Annotated in this window: 25 protein-coding genes and 1 other annotated feature; of the genes, 24 read left to right on the forward strand and 1 reads right to left on the reverse strand. The window is 48.8% G+C overall.

The window, feature by feature from the left end:
• The first annotated feature begins 3 nt into the window (after positions 1 to 3).
• The 15 genes from thiI to cls all read left to right on the forward strand — a co-directional run bounded on the left by thiI (position 4) and on the right by cls (position 16,977).
• Positions 4 to 1,221, forward strand: a complete 1,218-nt coding sequence (gene thiI, locus LBCZ_RS05800) for a tRNA uracil 4-sulfurtransferase ThiI (protein WP_025013197.1) — start codon at positions 4 to 6, stop codon at positions 1,219 to 1,221.
• A gap of 295 nt (positions 1,222 to 1,516) precedes the next feature.
• Entirely contained in the window at positions 1,517 to 2,185 is a 669-nt protein-coding gene (locus LBCZ_RS05805) for a redox-sensing transcriptional repressor Rex (RefSeq protein WP_025013196.1), read from the forward strand.
• Between the two features lie 61 nt (positions 2,186 to 2,246).
• Positions 2,247 to 2,449, forward strand: a binding site (T-box leader).
• Between the two features lie 169 nt (positions 2,450 to 2,618).
• Complete coding sequence (locus tag LBCZ_RS05810) at positions 2,619 to 5,261, forward strand: valine--tRNA ligase (RefSeq protein ID WP_039638943.1); 2,643 nt, start codon at positions 2,619 to 2,621, stop codon at positions 5,259 to 5,261.
• A gap of 475 nt (positions 5,262 to 5,736) precedes the next feature.
• Positions 5,737 to 7,023 carry a bifunctional folylpolyglutamate synthase/dihydrofolate synthase gene (locus LBCZ_RS05815; protein ID WP_025013195.1) on the forward strand — a complete coding sequence of 429 codons (1,287 nt, stop codon included), beginning with the start codon at positions 5,737 to 5,739 and terminating at the stop codon, positions 7,021 to 7,023.
• On the forward strand, positions 7,020 to 7,664 hold the full coding sequence (locus LBCZ_RS05820) for an HAD family hydrolase (protein WP_025013194.1): 645 nt from the start codon (positions 7,020 to 7,022) through the stop codon (positions 7,662 to 7,664). Before LBCZ_RS05815 ends, LBCZ_RS05820 begins: the two co-directional genes overlap by 4 nt.
• 130 nt (positions 7,665 to 7,794) lie before the next feature.
• A complete protein-coding gene (gene radC, locus LBCZ_RS05825) occupies positions 7,795 to 8,463 on the forward strand; it encodes a RadC family protein (protein WP_025013193.1) in 669 nt (222 codons plus the stop codon).
• A gap of 136 nt (positions 8,464 to 8,599) precedes the next feature.
• Positions 8,600 to 9,601 (forward strand): rod shape-determining protein, encoded by a 1,002-nt coding sequence (locus LBCZ_RS05830; RefSeq protein WP_039638944.1) that lies wholly within the window; start codon positions 8,600 to 8,602, stop codon positions 9,599 to 9,601.
• 87 nt (positions 9,602 to 9,688) lie between these two features.
• Positions 9,689 to 10,549, forward strand: coding sequence for a rod shape-determining protein MreC (mreC, locus tag LBCZ_RS05835; protein WP_010488695.1), 861 nt, complete (start codon positions 9,689 to 9,691; stop codon positions 10,547 to 10,549).
• Between the two features lie 3 nt (positions 10,550 to 10,552).
• Positions 10,553 to 11,083, forward strand: a complete 531-nt coding sequence (gene mreD / locus LBCZ_RS05840) for a rod shape-determining protein MreD (protein ID WP_025013192.1) — start codon at positions 10,553 to 10,555, stop codon at positions 11,081 to 11,083.
• Positions 11,084 to 11,097: 14 nt separating this feature from the next.
• Positions 11,098 to 11,754 carry a septum site-determining protein MinC gene (locus tag LBCZ_RS05845; protein ID WP_025013191.1) on the forward strand — a complete coding sequence of 219 codons (657 nt, stop codon included), beginning with the start codon at positions 11,098 to 11,100 and terminating at the stop codon, positions 11,752 to 11,754.
• Complete coding sequence (minD, locus tag LBCZ_RS05850) at positions 11,755 to 12,552, forward strand: septum site-determining protein MinD (RefSeq protein WP_039638947.1); 798 nt, start codon at positions 11,755 to 11,757, stop codon at positions 12,550 to 12,552.
• 623 nt (positions 12,553 to 13,175) lie between these two features.
• A complete protein-coding gene (locus LBCZ_RS05855) occupies positions 13,176 to 13,832 on the forward strand; it encodes an amino acid ABC transporter permease (RefSeq protein WP_039638949.1) in 657 nt (218 codons plus the stop codon).
• Positions 13,833 to 13,844: 12 nt separating this feature from the next.
• Entirely contained in the window at positions 13,845 to 14,483 is a 639-nt protein-coding gene (locus LBCZ_RS05860; RefSeq protein ID WP_025013190.1) for an amino acid ABC transporter ATP-binding protein, read from the forward strand.
• On the forward strand, positions 14,480 to 15,292 hold the full coding sequence (locus LBCZ_RS05865; protein ID WP_039638951.1) for an amino acid ABC transporter substrate-binding protein: 813 nt from the start codon (positions 14,480 to 14,482) through the stop codon (positions 15,290 to 15,292). Before LBCZ_RS05860 ends, LBCZ_RS05865 begins: the two co-directional genes overlap by 4 nt.
• A gap of 251 nt (positions 15,293 to 15,543) precedes the next feature.
• A complete protein-coding gene (cls, locus tag LBCZ_RS05870; RefSeq protein ID WP_025013189.1) occupies positions 15,544 to 16,977 on the forward strand; it encodes a cardiolipin synthase in 1,434 nt (477 codons plus the stop codon).
• A 101-nt stretch (positions 16,978 to 17,078) separates the two neighbouring features.
• Here the strand turns inward: cls and LBCZ_RS14435 are convergent, their stop codons facing one another.
• The gene (locus LBCZ_RS14435; protein WP_003565145.1) at positions 17,079 to 17,198 is read right to left on the reverse strand and encodes a DUF4044 domain-containing protein; all 120 of its coding nucleotides are present in this window, start codon (positions 17,196 to 17,198) and stop codon (positions 17,079 to 17,081) included.
• Positions 17,199 to 17,488: 290 nt separating this feature from the next.
• On the opposite strand from LBCZ_RS14435, the gene LBCZ_RS05880 reads away from it, so the two are divergent.
• The 9 genes from LBCZ_RS05880 to LBCZ_RS05920 all read left to right on the forward strand — a co-directional run bounded on the left by LBCZ_RS05880 (position 17,489) and on the right by LBCZ_RS05920 (position 26,234).
• Positions 17,489 to 17,821, forward strand: coding sequence for a hypothetical protein (locus LBCZ_RS05880; RefSeq protein WP_025013188.1), 333 nt, complete (start codon positions 17,489 to 17,491; stop codon positions 17,819 to 17,821).
• A 175-nt stretch (positions 17,822 to 17,996) separates the two neighbouring features.
• Positions 17,997 to 18,428: a division/cell wall cluster transcriptional repressor MraZ gene (mraZ, locus tag LBCZ_RS05885; protein ID WP_025013187.1), complete on the forward strand. Its 432-nt coding sequence runs from the start codon at positions 17,997 to 17,999 to the stop codon at positions 18,426 to 18,428.
• 2 nt (positions 18,429 to 18,430) lie between these two features.
• Positions 18,431 to 19,372: a 16S rRNA (cytosine(1402)-N(4))-methyltransferase RsmH gene (rsmH, locus tag LBCZ_RS05890; RefSeq protein WP_025013186.1), complete on the forward strand. Its 942-nt coding sequence runs from the start codon at positions 18,431 to 18,433 to the stop codon at positions 19,370 to 19,372.
• A 12-nt stretch (positions 19,373 to 19,384) separates the two neighbouring features.
• Positions 19,385 to 19,750 (forward strand): cell division protein FtsL, encoded by a 366-nt coding sequence (ftsL, locus tag LBCZ_RS05895; RefSeq protein ID WP_010488669.1) that lies wholly within the window; start codon positions 19,385 to 19,387, stop codon positions 19,748 to 19,750.
• Positions 19,747 to 21,894, forward strand: coding sequence for a penicillin-binding protein (locus tag LBCZ_RS05900; RefSeq protein WP_025013185.1), 2,148 nt, complete (start codon positions 19,747 to 19,749; stop codon positions 21,892 to 21,894). The genes ftsL and LBCZ_RS05900 overlap by 4 nt, the downstream gene beginning before the upstream one ends.
• A 14-nt stretch (positions 21,895 to 21,908) precedes the next feature.
• Positions 21,909 to 22,874, forward strand: coding sequence for a phospho-N-acetylmuramoyl-pentapeptide-transferase (mraY, locus tag LBCZ_RS05905; RefSeq protein WP_039638954.1), 966 nt, complete (start codon positions 21,909 to 21,911; stop codon positions 22,872 to 22,874).
• Between the two features lie 28 nt (positions 22,875 to 22,902).
• Positions 22,903 to 24,282, forward strand: a complete 1,380-nt coding sequence (murD, locus tag LBCZ_RS05910) for a UDP-N-acetylmuramoyl-L-alanine--D-glutamate ligase (RefSeq protein WP_025013184.1) — start codon at positions 22,903 to 22,905, stop codon at positions 24,280 to 24,282.
• Positions 24,283 to 25,374 (forward strand): undecaprenyldiphospho-muramoylpentapeptide beta-N-acetylglucosaminyltransferase, encoded by a 1,092-nt coding sequence (gene murG / locus LBCZ_RS05915; RefSeq protein WP_025013183.1) that lies wholly within the window; start codon positions 24,283 to 24,285, stop codon positions 25,372 to 25,374.
• Positions 25,375 to 25,379: 5 nt separating this feature from the next.
• Positions 25,380 to 26,234 (forward strand): cell division protein FtsQ/DivIB, encoded by an 855-nt coding sequence (locus LBCZ_RS05920; RefSeq protein WP_025013182.1) that lies wholly within the window; start codon positions 25,380 to 25,382, stop codon positions 26,232 to 26,234.
• Positions 26,235 to 26,315: the final 81 nt, after the last annotated feature.

Here is a 26,315-nt window from a genome sequence, read left to right on the forward strand (position 1 = left end):
AAGATGCAATATTCAGAAATAATGGTTCGTTACGGCGAACTTTCGACCAAAGGCAAGAATCGCCAAGCTTTCATCGGACGCCTGAATGGTAATGTGACGCGTGCGTTGCATGAGTTCCCTAAGCTGACGATTCGGCCAAAACGGGACCGGATGCATATCGAGTTGAATGGCGAACCCAGTGATCAGGTGATGGCACGGCTATCGCAGGTTTTTGGCATTCAGAATTTTTCCCCGGGTATCGCCGTTGAAAAAGATATGACCAAAGTGCATGAAGTTGCCTTGCAGCTGATGAACGAAACGGCACTTAAAGGCATTAGCTATAAGGTAAATACGCGGCGCAGTGACCATGATTTTGCGTTGGACACGAATGCGATGAATCTGGACCTCGGTGACTTTTTGACGGATAAGCGGCCGGATCTAGTGGTTAAAATGCATCATCCTGATATGATCCTGCGTGTAGAAGTTCGGCGCGAGGCCATTTATCTGTCAACCAAGACCATTCAGGGTGCAGGTGGCTTGCCAGTCGGGACGGCTGGGCGTGCAGCGTTGATGCTTAGCGGCGGCATTGATTCGCCGGTGGCAGGTTATTACGCGTTGAAGCGAGGCGTCGACATTGAAATGGTGCACTTTTTCAGCCCGCCTTATACCAGTCAGCAGGCGTTAAATAAGGCTAAGCAACTGACTGCTAAATTGACCCCGTATGTCGGGCGGATTTACTTTATTGAAGTACCGTTCACCGAAATCCAGGAAGACGTCAAGGCAAAAGTTCCGGAAGGCTATCTGATGACCATTCAACGGCGGATGATGTTGCGCCTCACCGAAGCAATTGCCAAACAGCGTGGCGATCTGGCCATTTTCAACGGTGGATCGGTCGGGCAGGTGGCGTCACAAACGTTGGAGTCCATGGCGGCAATTAACGATGTGACGACCATGCCGATTATTCGACCGGTCGCGACAATGGATAAGAATGAAATCATTGCCGAAGCGGAAAAAATCGACACGTATGACTTGTCAATCATGCCGTTTGAGGATTGTTGCACGATTTTTGCGCCGCCATCCCCGAAGACCAAACCCAAGACCGATCGCGCGCGCTATTATGAAAGCAAACTGGATGTTGACGGGCTGATGACGCGTGCATTAGCCGGAATCAAGATTCAGGAGATTAAGTCCTCCGACCAGTTTATGAATCAGGATCAGGACGTTATTGCTGAGTTGCTTTAAAGCTTAATGGCACCGGACGCAGATGGTAACGAATTTGTTACCTCTGCCGCCCGGTGTTATTTTGTTGTCTAAAAGAAAAAGTTCACAAAAAATCTCATCATTTTAGCCGCGACTTTGCGAAACCGCTTTCTTATGCTTATAGATGATAATCTCCTGCATCGTTGGCAACTGAGTCAACATTAAGCACAATCTGCTATTCGCCAATTTTTTGGCATGAAAAAGGTGGATAAAATCGCTTACATCTGTTAAACTGAATATGTGAAAAATTTAACAAATAGGTGCGGAGGTGTTCATCTTGGTCGTCAATAAACAAGCATTGTCGCAAGCAACGATTAAACGCATTCCGGTTTACTATCGAACGGTCAAAGCTTTACAACAATCGGGTGTCAAACGGGTGCGCTCGGATCGGTTAAGCAAGTTGGTTCATATTGCCCCAGCCACCATTCGCCGCGATTTTTCCAATTTTGGCGACCTGGGCCGCAGTGGTTACGGCTATTCGGTTGATTTGCTTGCGGAAGTTTTTGGCGAGCTGTTAGAGGTTCACTCCGAAGAGCAGATGCTGCTGGTCGGCTGTGGGAATCTGGGGCGCGCGCTGCTGACCAATAATTTTCGGCGTAATCCCGACTTATCCATTGTGATGGGCTTTGACACGGATCCCAGATTGATCGGGACAACGATTGCCGGCATTCCGATTTATAACTTGGCGACCTTATCCGAAAAAATCCGTCCAGGTATGCACACCGCGATTGTCTGTGTGCCGAGTTCTGCGCAGGCAGCGGTGATTAGCCAACTTGAAGCTAACGGCATAACGGCGATTTTAACCTTTGCACCTAAGCCGGTTCCCGCCCAACCCGAAACAACAATTCGTTATATTGATTTGACCAGTGAATTACAAGCGTTACTGTTTGTTGACCATCAAAACAAGCTTGCACAAGAACAAAAAGCACCTTTGAAGCAATCATGACAAGCACCTTTGAAGCAATCATGACGGCGTTGACCCTGCCATGTCCGCGGGTTATAATGCAGCTAATGCAATGATCAAGAGGGTCATGACCTTTTTTCCCAGCGACGAGATGGTTGGTGTGAATCTCGAAAAGGGGTCGTGATTGTAGCTTGTGAGCTGCCGTCCTGAAGTGAGTAAGGAACGGCCGGTGACAGCCGTTATCCTGAATTAAGTGGGGAAGTCATTCCCAATTTAGGTGGTACCGCGAATGAAATCGTCCTAATTTTTATATAAATTAGGGCTTTTTTTGTGGGAGCGTGAGCCGGCGCGCTTACACGCAAGCTTCTGCGCCGGCGAACGCGTTATAGGAAGCACGAACCAACGCGGTCGACAAATCTGCATACCGCGGTCCCGAAAACCTGGATGGACAGAAAAAATTTGTGAGGTGGAGCCAGTGAGTGATGAAACATTAGCACCAAAATATGATCATAAAGCGGTCGAAGCAGGCCGCTATCAGGAATGGCTGGACGAAGATGTTTTTAAACCAAGCGGTGATCCAAAAGCCAAGCCGTATTCGATTGTCATTCCGCCACCCAATGTAACCGGGAAGCTGCATATGGGCCATGCCTGGGATACAACCTTGCAGGACATTGTGATTCGCCAAAAGCGGATGCAAGGCTTTGATACGCTGTGGCTGCCAGGGATGGACCATGCCGGAATTGCCACGCAGGCGAAAGTTGAAGCCAAATTGCGCAAGGAAGGCATTAGTCGCTATGACTTAGGCCGCGAAAAGTTTGTCCAGAAGGTCTGGGAATGGAAAGATGAATTTGCCAAAACCATTCACGGCCAGTGGGCGAAGATGGGCTTGTCATTGGATTACAGCCGTGAACGATTCACCTTGGATAAGGGCCTGAACGAAGCCGTTCGCAAGGTGTTTGTCGAACTCTACAAACAAGGCCTGATTTACCGCGGCGAATATATCGTTAACTGGGATCCTCAAGCCCGCACGGCATTGTCCGATATCGAAGTCATTCATAAAGACGATAAAGGCGCGTTTTACCACGTTAAGTATCCGTTTGCCGATGGTAGCGGGTATATCGAAATCGCCACGACCCGTCCGGAAACCATGATGGGCGATACTGCGGTGGCCGTTCATCCCGGCGATAAGCGTTACAAAGATATGGTTGGCAAGGAATTGATTTTGCCGCTTGCTAACCGCAAAATTCCAATCATTGAGGATGCCTACGTTGATCCCGACTTCGGAACCGGGGCCGTTAAAATCACCCCAGCGCACGATCCTAACGACTTTCAGGTTGGCAATCGCCATGATCTGAAGCGCATCAATACCATGAACGATGACGGCACGATGAATGAAAATGCCGGCAAATACAATGGGATGGATCGTTTTGAAGCCCGTAAAGCCATGGTGGCGGATTTGGACAAGGAAGGCCTGTTACTTAAAGTCGAACCGATTGTGCATAGCGTTGGCCATAGTGAACGGACCGGGGTGCAAGTCGAAGCGCGGTTGTCGACGCAGTGGTTTGTCAAAATGAAGCCCCTCGCTGAAGCAGCCATCAAGGCGCAACAGGAAAGCGACAAGAAAGTAACCTTTGTTCCGGAGCGCTTTGAGCACACTTATTTGCAATGGATGGAAAATATTCACGATTGGGTCATTTCCCGGCAATTATGGTGGGGCCATCAGATTCCGGCTTGGTACAACAAGCACACCGGTGAAACTTACGTCGGTATGGAAGCGCCGAAAGATATTGAAAATTGGCAACAGGATCCTGATGTGCTGGACACGTGGTTTTCCAGTGCTTTGTGGCCATTTTCCACGATGGGGTGGCCGAATACCGATGCGCCGGATTATAAGCGGTATTATCCGACCAACACCTTGGTCACAGGCTACGACATTATTCCATTTTGGGTTGCCCGCATGATCTTCCAAGGATTACACTTCACCGGCGAGCGACCATTCCAATACACGCTGATTCACGGCCTGATGCGGGACGAACAAGGCCGCAAGATGAGCAAGTCGCTAGGAAACGGGATTGACCCAATGGACGTCATTGAAAAATATGGCGCCGATGCCTTGCGGTGGTTCCTGATCACAGGTAATAAGCCGGGACAGGATACGCGGTTTAGTTACAAACAGGTTGAAGCTGCCTGGAATTTCATCAACAAGATTTGGAATATTTCACGCTTCGTGATGATGAATCTAGGCGATCTGGACAAGCCGCAGCAGCCTGATCCAAGCACATTTGACTTATCCGATAAGTGGCTTTTTTCGCAATTAAACGAAACCATTAAGCAGGTTACCGATCTGTCTGAACGGTTTGAATTTGGCGAAATGGGTCGGACCCTCTACAACTTTACCTGGAATGTCTTTGCGGACTGGTATGTTGAAATGAGCAAGGAAGTTCTGTACGGCGATGATGAAAAGGCGAAAGCAGCTAAACGGGTTAATCTGGCCTATGCACTTGATCAGATTCTGCGGCTTTTGCACCCAGTGATGCCGTTTGTGACCGAGAAGTTGTGGTTGGCTTTACCGCACACTGGCAAATCCATCGTGACCGCCAGCTACCCAGTGGAAAACACTGCGTTTGAAAATGCCGACGCAACCAGTGCGATGGATGCCATCATTGCGCTCATCCGCGGCGTTCGCAGTATTCGTAAAGAAGCAGGCGCACCGCTTAAGACCAAGGTTGATATTATCGTGAAGTTGACGGACCCTGCTCTGAAGCCGATTTTTGACCAGAACTTCGATTTCATCGATCGGTTTGTTAACAGCAAGGAATTCACCGTCGGAACCGATGTAGCAGAGCCGAAAATGGCTGGCAGTGCCGTCATTACCGGGGCAACGATTTTTGTTCCGCTCAATGAATTGGTCGATTTGGATGAAGAAAAGGCCAAGTTAACCAAAGATGCCAAGAAGCTTGAACAGGAAATTGCCCGAATTGACAAGAAACTCAACAATCAAGGCTTCCTGTCCAAAGCACCTGAAGCGGTTGTTGCCGAACAACGCAATAAACGCAGCGACTTCGCTGATCAGCTTAGCAGCACCCAGCAGCGGCTTGAGCAGCTGCAGCAGGGGTAAGAGATTGAGCCATGGTTCTGGCCCTGGCCCTGGCCACTTGTTCTCAATTGGTTGGATTTCGAACGAAGCAGAAAGCCTTAGGCAATGAGTTCCGATCCGTGCCAAACTCCGCAATCTCCGGCTATCTGGGGTGGCGACGCGAAGCTAGAGCGGAGGGCACGACTGATCCCCATCTAGCCTACGATTGCTCCGCTTTGGCACTAATATCTTAAATACCCTCACCGAATTACCTCAGGGAAACAAAAAGGCGAATATATTTTGCGCGCAATGCAGAGTATGTTCACCTTTTTATTGTGGCGATGAATTATGATCCAACCTCTTTTTTGTACACGTAAATCCTTGTGTTCACCTGAATCTGACAAAAATTTCCGTTGTCAGTGAACGAGCCGACCAGCATTTTCTGGTATGATTAAGCCATATTGAGGCGCTGCAAAGGCGGTGTCTGTATGGATGTCACGATTGAAGGAAGTTAACGATGAACTACTCTGAAAGTGTTGCTTATATTCATTCTTTTCCGCGTTTAGCCAAAACCGGCGATCATCGTCGTATTCTGACGTTGTTACACGCGCTCGGTGACCCGCAGAAAGAAGGTCACTATATTCATATCACTGGCACGAACGGGAAAGGATCGACGGCTAATGCCATTGCCCATGTGCTGGAAGCTGGCGGGCTGAAAGTGGGGTTGTTTACCTCGCCGTTTATTATGCGTTTCAATGAACGCATGATGATTGACCATAAGCCGATTCCCGATGATGAACTGGTACAGGCGGTTGCGGTCGCCCGGGCAGCACTTGATGACTTGCGCACCGCTCAGCCTGACTTTAATGTAACCGAGTTTGAATTTGTCACGGCCTTAGCGTTTTGGTATTTTCGTCAGCGCCGCGTTGATGTAGCGGTCATTGAAGTCGGCATTGGCGGAGATACCGATTCAACCAATGTCATCACGCCGGTTGTGAGTGTGTTGACAGAGGTGGCACTGGATCATCAGAAATTGTTAGGCAATACCATCGCGGCGATTGCGACGCATAAGGCTGGTATTATCAAGCCCGGAGTTCCGGTCGTTACCGGTGACTTGGTACCCGAAGCAGCGGCAGTGGTGGCGGCCAAAACGCAATCCACCGGCAGTCAGTGGTTTCGCTTCGGTCGGGATTTCACTGTTCCCAAAGCCAAACTGCACGGTTGGGGGCAGCGGTTGGCGTACCAGGATGAAGACGGATCGTTAGCGGATCTGACCGTTCCATTAGTCGGTGATTATCAACAGCGCAATATGGCGATTGCAATTAAAACCGCTAAAATTTATGCACAGGTAACCGACTGGCCGTTGACGGCGCGCGATATTCGCCAAGGACTTGCGGCCAGTCGCTGGCCGGCGCGGCTTGAGAAGATTAGCGATTCGCCGTTTATTGTGCTGGATGGTGCGCATAATCCGGACGGTATCAAGGGGTTGGTCGTCGCGTTGCATGAACTGTTTTCCGGACCGGTTACGGTGATTGCCGGTATTTTGGCCGATAAGGATTATGCATCGATGGCAGATATGCTGACACGGGCATTTGCGACTGTTTACCTCGTGCCAGTGCCGGGGACACCACGTGCATTACCTGAAGCCGGGTACCAAAGGCTTCATGAAGGACAGTTAAAAAACTCATGGCAGGCGGCATTGGCGGCCAGTCTGGATGCCGATCCTGACCAGCCGATTGTGATCACAGGATCCTTGTATCTCGCTGCTGCCGCACGCCAAACTTTATTGGAGGGAAAGTCATGACAACAACCGTGATTTTTGATCTGGACGGGACCTTGGTTGATACCGAAGCAATTTATCTTCAAAGCAACGTGCGCGCCGCAGCTGAGTTGGGATTGAAGCGAACCGAAGATGATTTTCGCCCGTTAGTCGGTTCGGCGGGGCCAAACGAAGCCAAAATTATTGCAGATCTTGTGGGGTCGGAAAATGCTGCGTGGTTTCAAGAATTTTCGACCAAGGATGTGTTGGATCGGATTCGCAATGGTGCCGATTTTGTGTTGCCAGGAGCTGATGAAGCCTTGAGAACGCTGCAGGCTGCTCGTTATCGGCTGGCATTGGCAACCAGTAGTGCTCAACATTATGTCGATGTGGTTTTGGCCGCAGCCGGTTGGCAAGACTGGTTTGACCCGATTTTGACTGGTAGTGATGTCAAGGCGCATAAGCCGGATCCCGAAGTGTATCAGGTCATAAAAAGGCATTTAGGTGCTGACCCGGCGATCGTCATCGAAGACACGCACGTCGGGGTGGCGGCCGCAGAGGGTGCCGGCCTGCCTGTGATCATGATTCCCGGCATCGCCCAGCAACCGGAAGAGAAAGCGACGGCCATTTTATCATACATCACCGAACTGCCTGATTGGCTGCAAAAGCATGCTACATTTGCGTAATCTTCCTAGTGAGTCATGAATTGGCTCAAAATCGCAGCGCGCAACCAGGACATTCAATCAGCATCAGCTCGAAACGCAATGTGGGACTTGAACTGATGCGACCTGTACGTGTGCTACCAGGGGGAAAACGATGGCAGATGCAACTGAACAACCGCGTGAACGGTTATTGGCACACGGACCGGCAGCACTGACAGATGCGGAATTGCTGCAACTGATTGTGCGGGCGGGAAACCAGCATTATCCGGTCAAAGAAATCGTGAGTGAGGTGTTGGCAACCTATCCGGCATTACAAGGTTTGGCGGAAGGCGATGGTGACTCATTGGATCACATTTGCGGCTTAGGTGCGGCCAAACGCGCCAGTATTTTGGCAGGTGTAGAACTGGGCCGCCGGGTGATGCGCCGACAATCCGTGCGTTATGGGCAGATTAAAAATAGCGAACAGTTAGGCAAGACCATGGTTTCGCGTTTTGCCGGTGCTAATCAGGAGTCCATGCTGATTTTGTTTTTAGATGGCAAAAATCAGATTATTACCGAGCAAACTGTGGCGATTGGTACGGTCGATTCCGCATTGGCCGATCCGCGGGTGGTATTTCGTGAAGCATTAAAGTTGAGTGCCACAAATCTCATTATGGTTCACAATCATCCCAGTGGCGATCCGGCGCCGAGTCAGGCAGATCGCGATACGACAACCCGTTTTCAGTTAGCGGCGGCGTTGCTAGGGATGAATTTGCTGGATCATTTGATTATCGGCGGGAAGGCGTTTTATTCTTTTGCCCGAGACGATCCTGACTTTAATTAATTCAAGAAAATTGTAAGGTTTTTTGAAATTGGCGGTAAGGTGCCAAAATCAGGCGGTTTCACATTTTGTCACAGAAATAAATATGCTATAATGCATGGAGTTAATACGAAATGAGTCAGCATAAGGAGAGAACGTCTTGTTTGGATTTGGATCAAAGAATATCGGGATCGATCTTGGCACCGCAAATACCTTAGTTTACGTCGACGGCAAGGGCATTGTCTTAAATGAGCCTTCCGTGGTCGCGAAGAATACCCAGACGGAAGAAGTCATTGCCGTTGGTGAAGAAGCCCGCGACATGATCGGTCGTACCCCGACCAATATCGTGGCGATCCGACCAATGAAAGATGGGGTCATCGCTGACTACGACACAACTGCGGCCATGTTGAAATACTTCATGCAAAAAGCATTGGGTAATGGCAGCCATCCGCAGGTGATGATTTGCGTGCCAAGTGGGGTTACCGAAGTTGAAAAGCGTGCCGTCATTGATGCAGCTAAAGTAGCTGGTGCACGGGATGCGTTTGTGATTGAAGAACCATACGCCGCGGCGATCGGTGCCGGCTTGCCGGTTATGGACCCGACAGGCAGTATGGTCGTTGATATCGGTGGCGGCACAACCGATGTTGCCACGATTTCATTAGGCGGCATCGTTTCGAGTCGCTCCATTCGGGTAGCTGGCGATAAGTTTGACGAAGCCATTATCAATCATTTGCGACAGAATTTTAATTTATTAATCGGCGAACGAACCGCTGAAGCGATGAAAATTCAAATCGGGTCGGCATCGGTTGAAAAAGCCGCTGACATTGACGGGATGACCGTTCGCGGCCGCGACTTGTTAAGTGGTCTGCCTAAGACGATTGAAATTTCGGCGACGGACATTGCCTCGGCGATTCATGAGAACGTGCTTGACATCATCACGGCTATTAAAGAGACGCTGGAAGAAACGTCTCCGGAAATTGCGGCTGATGTGATTGATCACGGTATTGTGCTAACTGGTGGCGGAGCGCTTTTGAAGCATCTGCCGGATGTCATTTCCGATGAAACCAAAGTACCGGTTTTCATCGCGCAAGACCCGCTGGATTGCGTTGCGATCGGAACTGGCGAATCGTTGAAGAATATTGACGTTTTAAAGAAACGTTAACAGCCCATAAATAAAGATGGTTTGTGTGTGGCAAGAGGCTGGGATGAAGGATCCTGGCCTCTTTTCGCGAGTGTGACGGAGGAACCAATGCAGAAATTCTTTTCCAATAAAAAATTGATCGCCCTCATGATCGCTTTGCTGGTCAGTATTGGTCTGGTCGCTGGGTCGATTTATGCGAGCAATAATCGCAACACCCCGCCATTTATTCAGCGGATTGCCAATGATGTTGTTGGCATCGGTGGCCGGTTGGTTGCCTTACCAGGGGATTTTGCCCGTAACGGGTTGGATGACGTGCATAGCCTGATGGATACGTTCCAGGAGAATCAGCACCTGAAACAACAGCTAGATAGTCTGGCCCAGACCAAAGTACAGGTTCAAACCCTGAAACGCGAAAACAAACAGCTGAAACAACAGTTGAAATTGAACGGTACTTTGACTGATTACTCGCAGATCAGTGCCGCCGTTATTTTGCGAACACCGAGTGATTGGCGGAACATGGTGGTGATTAACCAAGGCAGCGCGGCAGGGGTTAAAAAAGGCATGCCGGTGATGGCCGGATCCGGATTGGTCGGGCGGATCGTTGAAGTCAATCGAACCAGTTCAAAAGTCGAAATGCTATCGACTGCCAATAAGTCCAGTGATCGCGTCGCTGCCGCCGTTGAAACGAGTGAGGATAAAGAAGTTAACGGGATCATCACTGGCTATGACGAAAAGTCGGGTGACTTGGTTCTTGGCGAACTGAACAGCGAGCATGCGATTAAAAAAGGCGATAAAGTCGTGACCAGCGGCTTGGGCGGCATGACCCCTAAAGGTTTGCTTATCGGAGAAGTCACTAGTGTTAAAAAAGATGACTATGGGCTTGCCAATACCGTTTATCTGTCACCGGCTGCGAATCTCAATGATGTAACGGTTGTGACGGTCATTTCGCGGACAATCAAGGGTGACTGATATATGTTGAACGAAAAACACTTTACAGGGCATTGGTGGATTATTTCAATCCTGCTTTTGCTGTTATTAATTGATGGCAGTCTGGCATCCGTATTAGCCCAGTGGATTATGCGGCCGAGTTTTATGGGTACGCCGCAGCTGACTTTGTTAGGCTTGGTTATGGTGACCCTGCTAGTTCCGGAAGAGAAGTACACGACCTGGATTGCCGCCTTGATCGGGTTGATTTTTGACAGCTTTTACACCGGCATATTAGGCGTTAATGCTTTATTGTTCGCGTTAGTGATTTATATCGTGCGTCAGATTCGGCCGTGCATTCCGCACACCGCGGTTTTTGTCGGGATGGTGTATATCATTGCGCTATTGCTGTATGGTGTCGCCAATTATTTTGTGAATCATTTTATTGGTTATGGCAGTTCCAGTGTAGTGATGCTGATTGCCAATCATTTGGGGCCGGGGTTGACGGTCAATCTGATTCTTTTCGTCATTGTGTATGGTCCATTGCATCGGGTATTGATTAACTTAGCGGAAGAATAGTTTGGGGTGATGATGTGGACAGTGTGGTCTTAAAAGGTCGAAACGACAGTCTGGCACTGCAGCTTCAAGATACGGCGGATTTTATGCAGATCATCGGGACGCTGAAAACGTTACTGGGGAAGCTGTATGAAGAAACGCCGACTGGTGAAGTCAGTTATCGCCTGGAAACCGGTAATCGTTTGTTGACTGAAGAGCAGCTTGCCCAAATTCAATCGGTTTTCGCTGATTATCCGCGTTTTTCAATCAACGGCATTACCAGTGCGGTCGTTGACAAAGATGTGGTGGCAGATATGGTCACGGCCAAAATGACGCATCGTATTGGTGGGGTGATTCGGTCTGGCCAAACGATTGACATCATGGGTGATGTGCTGTTCTTGGGCGATCTGCATGCCGGTGCGACTTTATGTGCTTCCGGAAATGTTTTTGTGATGGGTAAGGTCAGCGGCGTGGTGCAGGCTGGCAGCCAAGGGGATACGCGCACCGTTGTGGTTGGTGATCTTGAAGGGGCCAGCCAGGTGCGAATTGCCGATGTGATCGAGATTGTCGCTGATCACTATGATCCGCTCAAGCCAGTCGCTTATTTAAGTGAGTTACATACAATGACACACGCCAAAATGGCTGAACTGGCGAATCTTCGGCCGCGATTATTCAAGCAAATGGAGGCAATGTAGATGGGTACAGCGTTAGTGGTTACTTCCGGTAAAGGTGGTGTTGGTAAAACGACCACCTCGGCCAACATCGGCACCGCATTGGCTTTGCAGGGCAAGCGGGTGGTTTTATTGGACCTTGATATTGGCTTGCGTAATTTGGACGTGGTCATGGGGCTATCTAATCGGATTATTTATGACATTGTCGATGTCGCAACCGGCCGGGCTAAATTGCATCAAGCCTTGATCAAAGACAAACGCTTTGATGACCTTTTATACTTATTGCCAGCGGCGCAAAATGCTGAAAAGGATGCCATAGAGCCCGAGCAGGTTGTCGAAATTGTTGAACAGTTGCGGCCGGATTTTGACTATATCATTCTTGATTCGCCTGCCGGTATTGAGCAAGGCTTTCGCAATGCGACGGGCGCTGCCGATGGGGCGATTGTGGTGACCACACCGGAAATTTCGGCAGTCAGTGATGCCGATCGGGTGGTTGGTTTGCTTGAACTGCGGGATATGCCGCTTAAACCGCGATTGATCATCAACCGTATTCGGCAAAATATGCTGGCAGATGGCCGCTCGATGGACATTGACGAAATCACCAGTCATCTGGGACTCGATTTGCTGGGCATTATCGTTGATGATGACGGTGTGATTGAGAGCTCAAACAAAGGTGAAGCGATTGTGATGGATCCGGATGATTTGGCCAGCAAAGGTTACCGCAATATTGCCCGGCGACTGTTGGGCGACAGCGTGCCGTTAATGGACATTCGCCTTAAAAAGCAAGGCTTCTGGTCAAAACTTTTTCATCGGCATAACTAACGAAACCAGGCGGTGTGATGTGCTGACGCCAAGAGTCGGCCATCACGTTCCCGGTGAAAAGCTAAACAATTCTTCAGGAATAGTTGACTTTCGATGATTTTCGGTGTAATTTAGTGACAATTCATTAAAGCGTTGAGTGGAATCGATGAGCGGTCATGATTTTAAGCGAGTCCGGGTTGATGGGAACCGGGCAGTCATCCGTTGATCACACATCCATGAGTGGGCGATTGAACCTTAGTAGGTCGTCTCGGTTGGGCTCGTTATCGCCGTGGTTGAAATAACTACATGAGACTGATTGTGTGAGCAATTGGTAAATCTGAGGTGGAACCGCGGTTTAAGCCGTCCTCTTACAGCAAGCTGCTGTAAGAGGATTTTTTTATGACTGCGATTTCGAATGATGATTATGAAGTTGATTTCAACCACATGAGGTCGACTGTGTGAACAGTCGGCAAATTGAGGTGGTACCGCGCAAAAAAAAGCGTCCTCTTGCTTGATGCAAGAGGACGCTTTTTTTGCATTATCAGTCGGTCACCGGTTACGGCCCGCCAACCACAAAACGCGTTTAATAAAATGAACAGAAACCATGGCAGTAAAGTTGTCACGGATTTGAAGGAGGAAGCACCATGACTTATATTTTTCAGATTTTACCGGCCTTATTATCTGGTGTGAAAATGACTTTGGGGATTTTTGCCATCACGTTGGTTGGCGCCATTCCACTTGGCTTGATTTTATCAGTGGGACTGATTCCCAAACCTAAATCGATTCTGGGCAAGGCAGGAAAGGGTCTTTTGGAAGGTTACGTTTGGGTCTTTCGGGGCACGCCATTATTGTTGCAATTGATGTTTATCTTTTATGGCTTACCGATTGTCGGGATTGTTTTTGATCGATTCTCGGCGGCTTTAGTTGCCTTTATTCTAAATTACGCTGCCTACTTCGCGGAAATCTTCCGTGGCGGCTTTGGGGCCGTTGATGAAGGCCAATTTGAAGCTAGCACTGTTTTAAACATGACGCGCTGGCAGGCACTGCGGTATGTTGTTATTCCGCAAGTCGTTAAAATCGTGTTGCCGTCCATCGGTAACGAAGTCATCAACCTCGTGAAGGACTCCAGCTTGGTTTATGTCATCGGCTTAGGCGATCTGCTGCGGGCCGGGAATATTGCCAGTGCCCGTGATGTCACCTTGTTGCCGCTTGTCTTGGTTGGGGTGATCTACCTGTTGCTGACGCTGATCCTGACCTTCTTGCAAAAACGGATCGAAGCAGCATTTTCTTACTATCGCTAGGAGGCATCGAACATGTTAGAACTGAAAAATATCAACAAATCTTTTAACGGCCGACCGGTTTTGAAAAATGTCACAGTGACCATTGAAGATGGTAAAACCCTAGCGATCGTTGGTCCCAGCGGTGCCGGGAAAACGACACTGCTGCGGATTATCAGCGGACTGGAGCAGGCTGATTCAGGTACCATGATCTGGAACGGCGAGCCGACAACTGCGCAGGCCATGCGTAAACAAGGGATCATCGGTGTTGTCTTTCAAAACTTTGAGCTTTTTCCGAATCTGTCCGTGATGCGGAATATCACGCTGGCACCAACATTACAAGGAATCGATCAACAGCAAACAGATGCGACTGCCAAGAAATTGCTGGATCAATTGGCGTTAAGCGATCAGGCTCAGGCATATCCGTATTCACTTTCCGGTGGACAAAAGCAACGGGTCGCGATCGCGCGGGCGTTGGCGTTGAATCCACAAATTCTTTTGTATGATGAACCGACCAGCGCGCTGGATCCGTTGTTGCGGGAGAACGTGGCCGAAATGGTCAATCAGTTTAAGGCTTCCGGGATGACACAGGTCGTGGTGACTCATGATATGGACTTTGCCAAGAGTGTTGCGGACACGACTTATCACGTTGGCAAAGGCGGTGATGGCCAATGAAACGGCGAATTTTATTAGCCGTCATGGTCGTTTTGGCCATGGCAGGCTTTATTATCAGCGGCTGTGCGCGCGAAACCGTCAGCAATTCCTGGCCGCGGATTGAGCGCACTAAAAAAGTCGTGATTGGTTTAGACGATACATTCGTGCCGATGGGCTTTCGCCAAAAGAATGGTCAGCTTGCCGGATATGACATTGATTTGGCAAAGGCCGTCTTTAAGCGCTATGGCATCAAAGCTGATTTTCAGACAATTGACTGGTCCATGAAAGAAACCGAACTGAAAAATCAAACCATTGACTTGATTTGGAACGGCTATTCGGTCACGCCGGAACGCAAAGAAAAAGTTGCCTTTTCCGACAACTACCTGATTAATCACCAGATTCTGGTTACCAAAACCAAGAGTCAGATCAATTCATTGAAAGATATGAAAGGGAAAACCCTAGGCGTGCAGACGGGGTCAAGCGGCGCGTTTGACCTGGACGCGCAACCGAAAATCTTAAAGAACATGATTGCCAACAAAACCCCGATTCTCTACGACACGTTCAATGACGCCTTTATTGATTTGGACGCGGGGCGGATTCAAGGCATTTTGATGGATGAGGTTTATGCGCGTTATTACATTGCCCATAAAGCGGACCCGTCAAGCTATCACATTGTTAACGATCCGTTTCCGCCAGAAGATTTTGCTGTGGGGATGCGGAAATCCGACCATGTCTTGCGCGGCAAAATCAACGCTGGCTTGAAGGCATTGAAGGCCGATGGCACCATCGCAAAACTGCAAAAGAAGTGGTTCGGTAAAGTTGAAGAGTGATTGGCGATTGCGACCGGCACTGATTCGTCTGACCGTAGCATTTTCCCCAGCGTTTTTATTGTCAGAGGATGTGGGTAGGGCCCCAATCTTTAGAAGGAAAACGGAGCGAGAATGAGCCGTCGTTACGTCAGCACCACTGGACTTTTACGCTGCCTTGTCGGTAAAGTAGAGTATAATCATTGCCATGCGATTGGCTGGCAAGCAGTCTGATATGGCATCATTTAGCGTGAATCTGGCGAGGAGGCAAGTTTATGTGGCTTGGGCTGATTTTTGGCGGGCTTTATCTTGTGAATGCGTTGATTGCGATTGTGACGGTTTTTCGCTCGCATCGTGACATCTCCGCAGTATGGGCGTGGCTGCTGGTATTGATGCTGCTGCCGTTTGTGGGTTTTATCATTTATTTTGTGTTTGGCCGTAAGTTGCGGGCTAATCGCATGCAAGACTTGATGACGCAACGGCTTTTAGGCATCAATGACCTGGTCGTTCAGCAGCAGGAAGCCCTTGCAGCCGGCCAGCCGTTAATTGGCACCCCTGGTAGCGGCGGCGTTTCCGAGCTGGTTCGCACGCTATTGCGGGCCGATGATGCTTTGGTGACCACCCATAACGAGGTTCAGGTTTTGGCGTTGCGCGAAGCTTTTTTCAAGCAGCTGTTTGAAGACATCGGGTTAGCAACCGAGCATATTCATATCGAAGCCTACACGATTCAGCCGGATGCAGTAGGCCGCCAGTTACGGGACTTATTAATTGAAAAGGCACATGCTGGGATTACCGTGCGCGTTTTGTACGATACTTTTGGCTCTCACGGCTTGCCGATCAGTTTCTGGAAAGGGTTAACCGATGCCGGTGGCCAGGTTGAGCGGTTTGTGGCGACGAAGCTTGGGCGATGGAACCCGCGAATTAACTTTCGAAATCACCGTAAACTGATTGTCATTGATGGAAATCTGGCGTACTTGGGAGGCTTTAATTTAGGGAAAGAGCATCACGGCTTGCCCACATTGCGTGATACCCAGCTCCGGATTCAGGGTAAGGCAGTTGCCGTGATTCAAGCGCGTTTTCTGATGGACTGGAACGGTACCAGTCGAAAGCAACAGGTTAAAAATGTTGACGTTCTTTTCCGTGAACCGCTTGTCACTGGTAATACAACGATGCAAGTGGTTGCCGGAGGACCGGAGCAGCAGGTTGAGGCAATTAAACTGGGTTATCTGGGTCTCATCAATCAGGCTAAGCGCAGTATCTGGATCGAGTCGCCGTATTTCGTGCCGGATGACAGCTTGCTGGATGCGTTGACGATCGCGGCCAACGCCGGTATCGATGTCCGTATTATGATTCCGAAGAAAACCAATCAGGAACTGATGGCCAAAGCCTCGCAGTTTTACCTGAATCAAGTCGTGGCTAATGGTGGTCAGGCGTTCTTGTATGAGGAAGGTTTCCTGCATGCCAAAACCATTGTGGTCGATGGTAAATATGTTTCTACCGGAACCGCCAACTTTGACATTCGTTCCTTTAAACTGAACTTTGAAATTGCCGCGTTCATTTATGATCATCGGATCGGCAAAATATTCCAGAAACTTTTTCTTGCCGACATGGAGCGGGCAATGCCGTATACGCAAAAGGTTATCGATGCCAAAAAACGGCCTGCCCGACTGGGAGAGGAACTCTCGCGGTTGTTGGCCCCGATTCTGTGACACAACCGGTGCGAGCACAAGAAAAAAGGCCTAGCGACAGACGAATCGTGTCGTTAGGTCTTTTTAGCAAGTTATTCTACGATGGTCCTTGGGTGATCGGTTTAGATAAGTTGCAAACTAGCGAGGGCACCGAGAACGACGCCGAGCACAGTAATGATAATCATCACCCAAGCGCTGATGATCGTCATTTTTTGAAATTTAGACTTTTTCTTTTTCTGCACCGAAAACACCACCTTTGTTATTCTGCTGGCTCTCATTGTACTGGCTTTTGCGAGGATCGGCAACTGAGATGCTGGGGGGATTTTGAAAAAGTTGCCATTTTTTAACGGTTCGCAAAGTTCTACTTTGTGATGAATGACAGTAGTGTTGAAATTGTTCGGCATGAGTTGGCACTGCAGTGGTCCATCTTTCAACTAAATCAAGCTTGACGCTTATCCTCGCTTTGGGTAGGGTTAATTAGAATAGTATCAATAGACAGCGCTTCAGGCGGCTGCTTCCAGGAGGACTTATCATGGTGTTGCTCGCGTTGGGATTGCCGATTTTAGTGTGGTGCATGGTTGTCGCGGCCGTCGTGTACTTTGACTTTCATGGCGGTTCTTGGTTCTTCTTATTGACAGTGGTTAATTTTTGGGCGATTTTTCAGCTGACTTTTACGAAAACCCCGAATTTTATTTGGGTGATTTTGTTTACAGCCATGGTGATTGCTTTGATCCTGGTTATCTGGCAGGTCGTTCGTGAATATGATCTCATTATCCACCGTTATTGGCGTATGTTGACCCGAATCCTCTCATTGGCCACCACTTGTTGGTGGTTTGGCGGCATATTGATCTACTTTTTGGGATAAGTCCCCACTTTCTACCCACGTTTTAAAAAAGTCCGTGATCCTTGTGATCACGGACTTTTTTGCGTCTTAAAGGTTCTTTAAAACATAAAATAACTAAATTTTGTTTCAATTGTGGTTAGATGTGGAGAAGAGTGGGGCGTTGTGGTAGACTAAAAATCGTAGGGAGGTGCCAGCTATGCTCATGGGTGAATTTGAACGCAGTATTGACGCTAAAGGGCGCCTGATTATTCCAGCCAAATTCCGTGAGCAACTGGGGGCATCGTTTGTGTTAACCCGCGGCATGGATGGCTGTCTTTTTGGTTATCCAATTGCCGAATGGGACAAGCTGCAGGCCAAACTGGCAACGTTACCGTTAGCCAAAAAAGATGCCCGTACCTTCACCCGCTTTCTTTTTTCGGCCGCAACTGAGTGTGAAATTGACAAGCAGGGGCGGATTAACATTCCTAAGTCGCTGTTTAAGCATGCAGCATTGAAAAAGGAATGCGTGCTTGTCGGCGTCAATAGTCGCATTGAAGTATGGGATGCCGAGCGCTGGCAGGAATTTGCTGACACGGCTGAAGAAAACTTTGATGATATTTCGGAAAACTTAACGGACTTTGGGTTGTAGTGATGACAGAATTCAAACATGAAACGGTTCTATTAAAAGAAGCAACGGCAGCTTTAGCCGTGAAACCTGATGGTACCTATGTTGATGCCACGCTGGGTCGCGGTGGCCATACCCGGCAGATTTTAAAGCAACTGACAACAGGGCGCTTGATCGCGTTTGATCAGGACGAAGCCGCTATTGCTGCCGTGACCGCTAGCTTTGGCGATTTACCGCCGCAACTGAAGCTGGTTCACCGTAACTTTCGGGAACTAACGGCAGCACTGGCTGATTTGGACATTTCCGATGTCGACGGTATTTTGTATGATCTGGGCGTTTCATCACCGCAATTTGATGATTCCAAGCGCGGCTTTTCCTATCGCTTCGATGCACCGCTGGACATGCGCATGGATCAGCGTCAAACACTCGATGCCAAGACTATTGTGAATGAATGGCCTTACGCGGAGTTGGTTCGTATCTTTTCGCGTTATGGGGAGGAGCACTTTTCCAAACAGATTGCGCGGCGGATTGAGCAAGCCCGAGCTGAAAGTCCGATTACCACGACCTTTCAGCTTGTGGATTTGATTAAAGCAGGGATTCCTGCCAAGGCCCGGCGCACCGGTGGCCATCCTGCCAAGAAGGTGTTTCAGGCGATTCGAATTGCGGTCAATGACGAATTGTCAGCACTGGAATCATCGTTGGAGCAGGCATTGAAGTTACTCAATGTCAATGGACGCATCAGCGTGATCACTTTTCAATCGTTAGAAGATCGGCTGGTTAAGACCATGTTTAAAGAAGTTTCGTCAGTTCAAGACGTTCCACGCGGTTTGCCGGTTGTTCCGGCATCTGCCCAGCCGCACTATCGTTTGGTCACGCGCAAGCCGATTTTACCAAGCACTGATGAGTTAGCTGAAAACCACCGTGCACATAGCGCTAAACTCAGAGTTATCGAAAAAATTCGCAACTAGGGGGTACAATAAATGCTTGAGAGTACAGCAAGACCTTTGGTGCAGCAACCGGCGCCTAAACCGGTACATAAACCAGCTAACGAACCCGCACCACATACACATATCGCTTTTAGCGGGTTTGAAAAAACATTGATGTTCGCTTGTGGTATTTTGGCGACGGTTGTTTGTGTGGTCTGTCTGTTCATGCAAAACCGCCTGAGCAATACCCAGCGCCAATACGAGGATTTACAAGCGCGCATTATGAAGCAATCGCAGGCAACCGCGAATCTCAAGCAGGAAATTGGTGAGCTCTCTAATTCGGAACGACTCGATGCTTTTGCAAAAGCGCATGGGTTCAAAGTCATTAACGGCAATATAAAGCGTGTTGATAATCAATGAAACTTTTCAAATCAAAACGATCAACGAATGCACATCCGGCCCGGAATCGTAAACTGTTTGGTATCGGACTGATCGGGTTTACCCTCCTGATTCTCGGTGGCTTCGTTCTTCGTTTTTCTTTTGTTGCCACAGTTGGCGAAGTGGATTCTAACAACCTGGCCAAGCAGCGGCAAAAACAATATCGTACGGATACGGTTCTACAAGCCCAGCGCGGGGCTATTTTGGATCGCACTGGCAATGTGATCGCCGAGGATTCAAATACTTATACAATTTATGCGATCCTCGACAAACAGAACAAGAATGGCGACAAGCCAGATTACGTCACGGATAAGGCAAAAACGGCTAAAGTATTGAGCCGTTATTTGGCGATCAGTGAAGACAAAATTTTGGCGCGTTTGAACCCGACTAAAAAGCATGTCTTCCAAGTCGAGTTTGGGACTCCCGGCACCAAATTGAGTCTGGCAATTAAAAAGCAAATTGACGCGGAAAAACTGCCGGGGATCCATTTTCGGGAAACCCCGTCGCGTCTGTATCCTAACGGCGTCTTTGCAAGCCATGTGATTGGCATTGCCCAAGCTCAGGATAAAGGCAGCGGGCTGACCGGCGTCATGGGACTGGAAAAGCAATTCAACACGGTTCTTGCAGGGGACAACGGTTATCGCCGCAGCGAAACCGATGCTTATGGGTACAAGCTGCCCAATGCCAAAACCAAGTTAAAAACGCCGGTTAATGGTGGAACGGTTTACACCACGCTGGACAGTGGCCTTCAATCCTATTTGGAAACGCTGATGACGGATGTCCAAACCAAATATGAACCAAAAGGGTTGACGGCGGTTTTGATGAGTGCCAAAACCGGCAAAATTCTGGCGGCCAGTCAGCGACCGACATTCGATGCCTCAACCGGTGAAGGCTTAGGCGATATGTGGCGGGATTCCTTGGTTGAAGACAATTACGAACCAGGATCCGTTATGAAAATTGTCACACTGGCATCGGCCATCCAGAGCGGCAAGTATCACCCAAATGAATATTACCAATCCGGTTCCGTGAAGCTTGACGGCGGAACGGTCAATGACTGGCGCACTGGCGGCTGGGGTTCAATTCCGCTGAGCAAAGCTTTTCCATTGTCGAGTAATGTCGGCATGGTGAAAATCGAACAGGAAATGGGTGCCGGCGTCTGGAAGAGTTATTTAGATAAATTTAAATTTGGCCAAAAAACCGGCATCACTTTGCCAGGCGAAACCAATGGGCGGATCAGTTTTGCCCAGCCGCTAGACCAGGCGATCACCTCGTTTGGACAAGGCATTGAAGTGAATGTCATGCAAATGATGCAGGCGATTAGTGCCGTTTCAAATGACGGTAAAATGCTGAAACCACAAATTGTGTCTAAAGTCGTGCACAAGAATGGCAAGGAAACAGTCTATAAACCTGAAGTTGTCGGCCAGCCCATTTCTAAAGAAACCGCCGCTCAAGTCATTGACGCCATGCGACACGTGGTTAACGATGAAGATGGCACCGGGGTTGCGTATAAAATGCCAGGCGTTGATTTAGCGGTTAAAACCGGTACCGGACAGATTGCCAGTGCCCAAGGCGGTTATCTCACCGGTGATTCTAACTATATCTTTAGTGTGGCCGGTATTGCGCCTGCTTCGGATCCAAAATATGTGCTTTATGTAACTATGAAACAACCACAGAAAATGACAGAACCGGCTGAAACGATTTTGGCCAGCATTTTTAAACCGATGATGCAGCGGGCACTGGATACCACTGCCAATGGCACCGTGTCAAAAGATACCAATACGGCAGACGTTCCTGCGGTCACCAACGCTGTGTTAACAACGGCCCAGGATACCGTGAAAAAAGCCGGCTTTGATGTTGCTACGATAGGTACCGGCAATAAAGTTGTTCAGCAACTGCCAGCAAGTGGAACCAAGGCACTGCGCGATTCGCGTGTGCTGCTTTTGACCAATGGTGCTATGACCATGCCTGATCTTACTGGTTGGTCGAAATCCGATGTGTTAAAATTTGTACAATTGACCGGTAAGAAATTCAAACTTGTCGGTGACGGCTTTGTTGTTCGGCAAAGTATTGCCAAAGGGACCCTTTTAGGTGATACCAGCGGAACAATCGAGTTCAAACAACAATAGAATTGGGGATAGTCATGCAACTTGCTCAGATGCTCATTCCGATGGTTTCGGCATTTGCCATTACAATTATGTTTATGCCGCTATTTATCGGGTACATGCGTTACAAAAAAGAAGGCCAGGTGATTCGCGAAGAAGGGCCGAGTTGGCACGAGAAGAAATCAGGGACACCAACAATGGGCGGCCTGATTTTCATTGCCGCGATGATTATTTCGGCTATTTGGGTTAGCATTTGGCAACACCAACTGACGCTGAGTGTCTGGATTTCTTTGTTTATTTTGGTTCTATACGGCCTACTGGGCTTTTATGATGATTTTGAAAAACTGGTTCATCATCGTAACGAAGGGCTGAAGGCTTGGCAAAAGCTGGCAGGTCAGATTCTGGGCGCCGTGATTTTTCTGATCGCGTATTTTCATGAAGGGTTCGATCATACTTTATGGGTACCGGTGATCGGCAATATCAGTGCTACATGGTTCTACGTTATTTTTGTCATTTTTTGGCTAGTTGGTTTTAGCAATGCAGTTAATTTAACCGATGGCTTAGACGGGTTGGTTGCTGGGCAGACGACGATTTCGTTTGGTACCTATGCCATCATCGCTGCCCGCGAAGGCCGGACGGATGTGCTGATTATCTGCCTTGTCACGGTCGGCGCCATGCTTGGTTTTTTGATGTTCAACCATAAACCAGCACAGATTTTTATGGGCGACCTAGGTTCCTTGGCGCTGGGCGGTATGCTGGCAGTCGTGGCCATTTTACTTCATCGCGAATGGTCGTTATTACTGATTGGGATCATTTATGTCATTGAAACTGCCAGTGTCATCCTGCAAGTGGCGTCGTTTAAATTAACCGGTAAACGGATCTTCCTGATGTCGCCGATCCATCATCATTTTGAGATGAAGGGTTGGTCCGAGTGGCGGATTGATTTGACGTTCTGGCTGGTCGGGCTGATCGCTAGCGGCATTTATCTGGTATTTTTTCTTTAAAGTCATGCTATAAAAAGAAGGATCAATTGTGAAAAACATTTCGGATTATCGTAATAAAAAGGTGCTTGTATTGGGTCTGGCAAAGAGCGGTGTCAACGCTGCTCGCTTACTACATAAATTAGGTGCCTTGGTCACTGTCAATGACAAGCAGAAGTTTGATAACAATAAGGACGCGCAGGAATTATTGGCAGATGGTATGCGCGTGATTACCGGTCGACATCCGGTCGAATTGCTGGATGAGCATTTTGAATTGATGGTCAAAAATCCGGGCATTCCTTATAGCAATCCCATGGTAAAGCGAGCGCAGGAGCTAGGGTTACCGATTATTACCGAGCCAGAGTTGGCTTATCAAGTATCCGAAGCTGAATGGATCGGGATCACGGGTACGAATGGCAAAACCACCACAACCACATTAATCGGCTTGATGTTGAATCAGCAACGGCCGCACCATGCGTTTGATGCCGGCAATATCGGCATTCCCGTCAGTCAGGTCGCCCAAAAGGCAGGCAAAGACGATACGATTGTGGCGGAGTTGTCGAGTTTTCAGCTGTGCGGTATCAAAACCCTGCATCCCCACATCGCGGTTCTGACCAATATTTATGAAGCGCATTTGGATTGGCATGGCAGCCGCGCCAATTATGTCGCAGCCAAAATGCGGATCACTATGAACCAAACACCGGATGACTATTTCATTATGAATTGGGATCTTCCGGAAATGCATAAGCTCGCCAAGCAAAGTAACGCCCAGATTGTGCCGTTTTCCCGTAAGCAGGCGCCTGGTGCTCGTGCTTCGCTGATTGATGGCTGGCTGACGTTTGATGGCGATAAAATCATGCAAGCCAGCGAGATGCAGATCCCGGGTCTGCACAACATCGAAAACGCGCTGGCAGCGATTGCCGCCGCTAAACTAAAAGGGGTCGAAGATGACGCGATTCGCGAGGTGTTGCGGACCTTTTCCGGGGTCAAACATCGAATTCAGTATTTGGAAACGCTGGAAGGACGCCGGATTTATAATGACTCCAAGGCGACCAACGTCGAAGCTGCGACCGTTGCTCTGAATGCTTTTCATCAGCCGATCGTTTGGTTGGCAGGCGGACTGGATCGCGGCTTGCCGATGGATGCGTTAACGCCGCTGGTCAAGGAACACGTGAAGAGCATGGTTGTTTTTGGGCAGATAGCACCACTGATGGCCAAAATCGCTAAGGATGCCGGGGTCCCGGTCCAAAAAACCGATAATGTGATGACCGCCGTACCGCTAGCTTATGAAGCCAGTCGTCCGGGGGATGTCATTTTGCTATCACCGGCAGCGGCCAGTTGGGATCAGTATCCAAATTTTGAAGTCCGTGGCGATGATTTCATCAAAGCAGTTCATCAGTTGCAACAAACGGTCGAAAGCGAGGGCAATTAAATGCGGCTGGTTATTTCCGGTGGCGGTACTGGCGGCCATATTTATCCGGCCTTGGCGTTAATCGAGGCGTTGAAGGCGGAAGGTAAACTCGATGATGTCCTTTATGTCGGCACCGAGCATGGCTTGGAAAGTCGGATTGTGCCGGCAACCGGCCTGAAATTTGCAACGCTCGACCTGCAAGGCTTCAAGCGCAGTCTTTCCTTGAGCAATCTGACAACGGTCAAAAAGTTTATTGGCAGTTTGGGTCAGGCAAAAAAGTTGTTGCGTGATTTCAAACCAGATATCGTAGTTGGCACAGGTGGTTATGTTTCCGGCGCAATTTTATTTGCTGCCGCGCGGATGCACATTCCTACCGTGATTCATGAATCAAACTCGGTTGCCGGCGTGACAAACAAATTTCTCAGCCATTTTGTCGATCGCGTTGCTATTGTTTTCCCGGAAGTGGCGTCGGCGTTTCCGGCTAAAAAAGTAGTAGTAACCGGCAATCCCCGGGCGCAGCAGGTTGCTGGGTTAAAACCGAATGACCGTCTGAAAGATTTCGGACTCGATCCGCACAGGCGCACGTTATTGGTTTTCGGTGGATCACGCGGGGCACCCAAGATCAACGAGGCGGTTTTAGCTGCCTTGCCGGTTTGGGGCAAAGCTGATTTCCAGGTGCTTTTTGCGACTGGACGGAGCCATTATGATAACATCAAAAAATCTTTGCCGCCGTTACCTGCTTCGATTAAGGTTGTGCCATACATTGATGATATGCCGTCAATTTTACCTGATGTTGGGCTGCTGATCAGCCGGGCAGGGGCGACGACGCTTGCGGAGATCACTGCGCTAGGCATTCCGGCTATTTTGATTCCGAGTCCTAACGTGACCCACCACCATCAATATTTAAATGCCCAGAGTTTAACCAAACAAGGTGCGGCGCTGACCATTACCGAACCTGAATTAGGCCAGGATTTTCCCCAGCGGGTGGTGACGCTCATGGAGGATGATGCCAAACGTGCCGCCATGGCGCAAGCATCAAAAAAACTAGGCGTACCGGATGCCAGTGATCAACTGATCGCTGTGATGACAACACTCCTTTCGAAACGTAGGTGATGACTTTGGCTTGGCTCCGAAAAAAAGAACAGCAGTCTGATCCGCTGACACCGTGGCAGCAATATCAAGCGCGTCAGCAACAGAAGCCGCGACATGATCGGCGCCGAAAGCCGAAGCTGGATGTTGAGCTGCCGAAGATTCAAAATTTGCGGCGACGTAAACTGATCAAGAACCTTGCGTTGATCCTGCTCCCCCTGCTATTTTTGCTGGGGGTTTTTGGCTATTTTGCTAGTCCGCTTTCTAAAGTCGGATTGGTAAGCGTTCAAGGTGTCACAACGGTACCTGATCAGCAAGTCATCAATGCGACTAAACTGTCGGATAACGATTTAATGCTCAGTGTGCTGGTGCATAAAAGTGACATTGTGCAACGGGTGCAGAAATCTTTACCGGAAATTAAAGAAGCCAGCCTAACTATAAAAGGGTTCAACCGGATTATCATTCGTACAAGTGAATATCAGACGATCGGCTATGTGTATCGGAATCACGCTTACCATAAGATTCTGGTCACTGGCAAGGTGTTGAAGGCCGGCACGCAAACACCGGTTGACACTTACCCCGTCTTTTCTGGATTCACTGCCAAAGAATTACCTAAAATGATTGAGTTACTGAATCAGTTTCCTGATGCGATTCGTCATGACATTTCGGAAATCGATGCAAGCCGCGGTGACGCCAATCCCAACCAGATTGCTTTAAACATGAGCGATGGTTATCGGATCATAGCCGATTCGCGTACCATTGCCAAAAAAATCAAGTACTATCCGGCAATTGTTTCACAGGTCAAGAAAAAAGGCGTCGTTGATTTAGAAGTCGGTGCTTTCTGGCGGCCATATTCAAGTGGTGAAAAGTCGTCAAATGACTGATTTTGTAAGGTTTGTTTTCTCATCAGAAAATGAGTGTGTTACACTGATGATGGCACCGTTTTAATATGAAAATTAAGTTGA

It is taken from the genome of Lacticaseibacillus casei DSM 20011 = JCM 1134 = ATCC 393 (genome assembly GCF_000829055.1).
Taxonomy (GTDB): domain Bacteria; phylum Bacillota; class Bacilli; order Lactobacillales; family Lactobacillaceae; genus Lacticaseibacillus; species Lacticaseibacillus casei.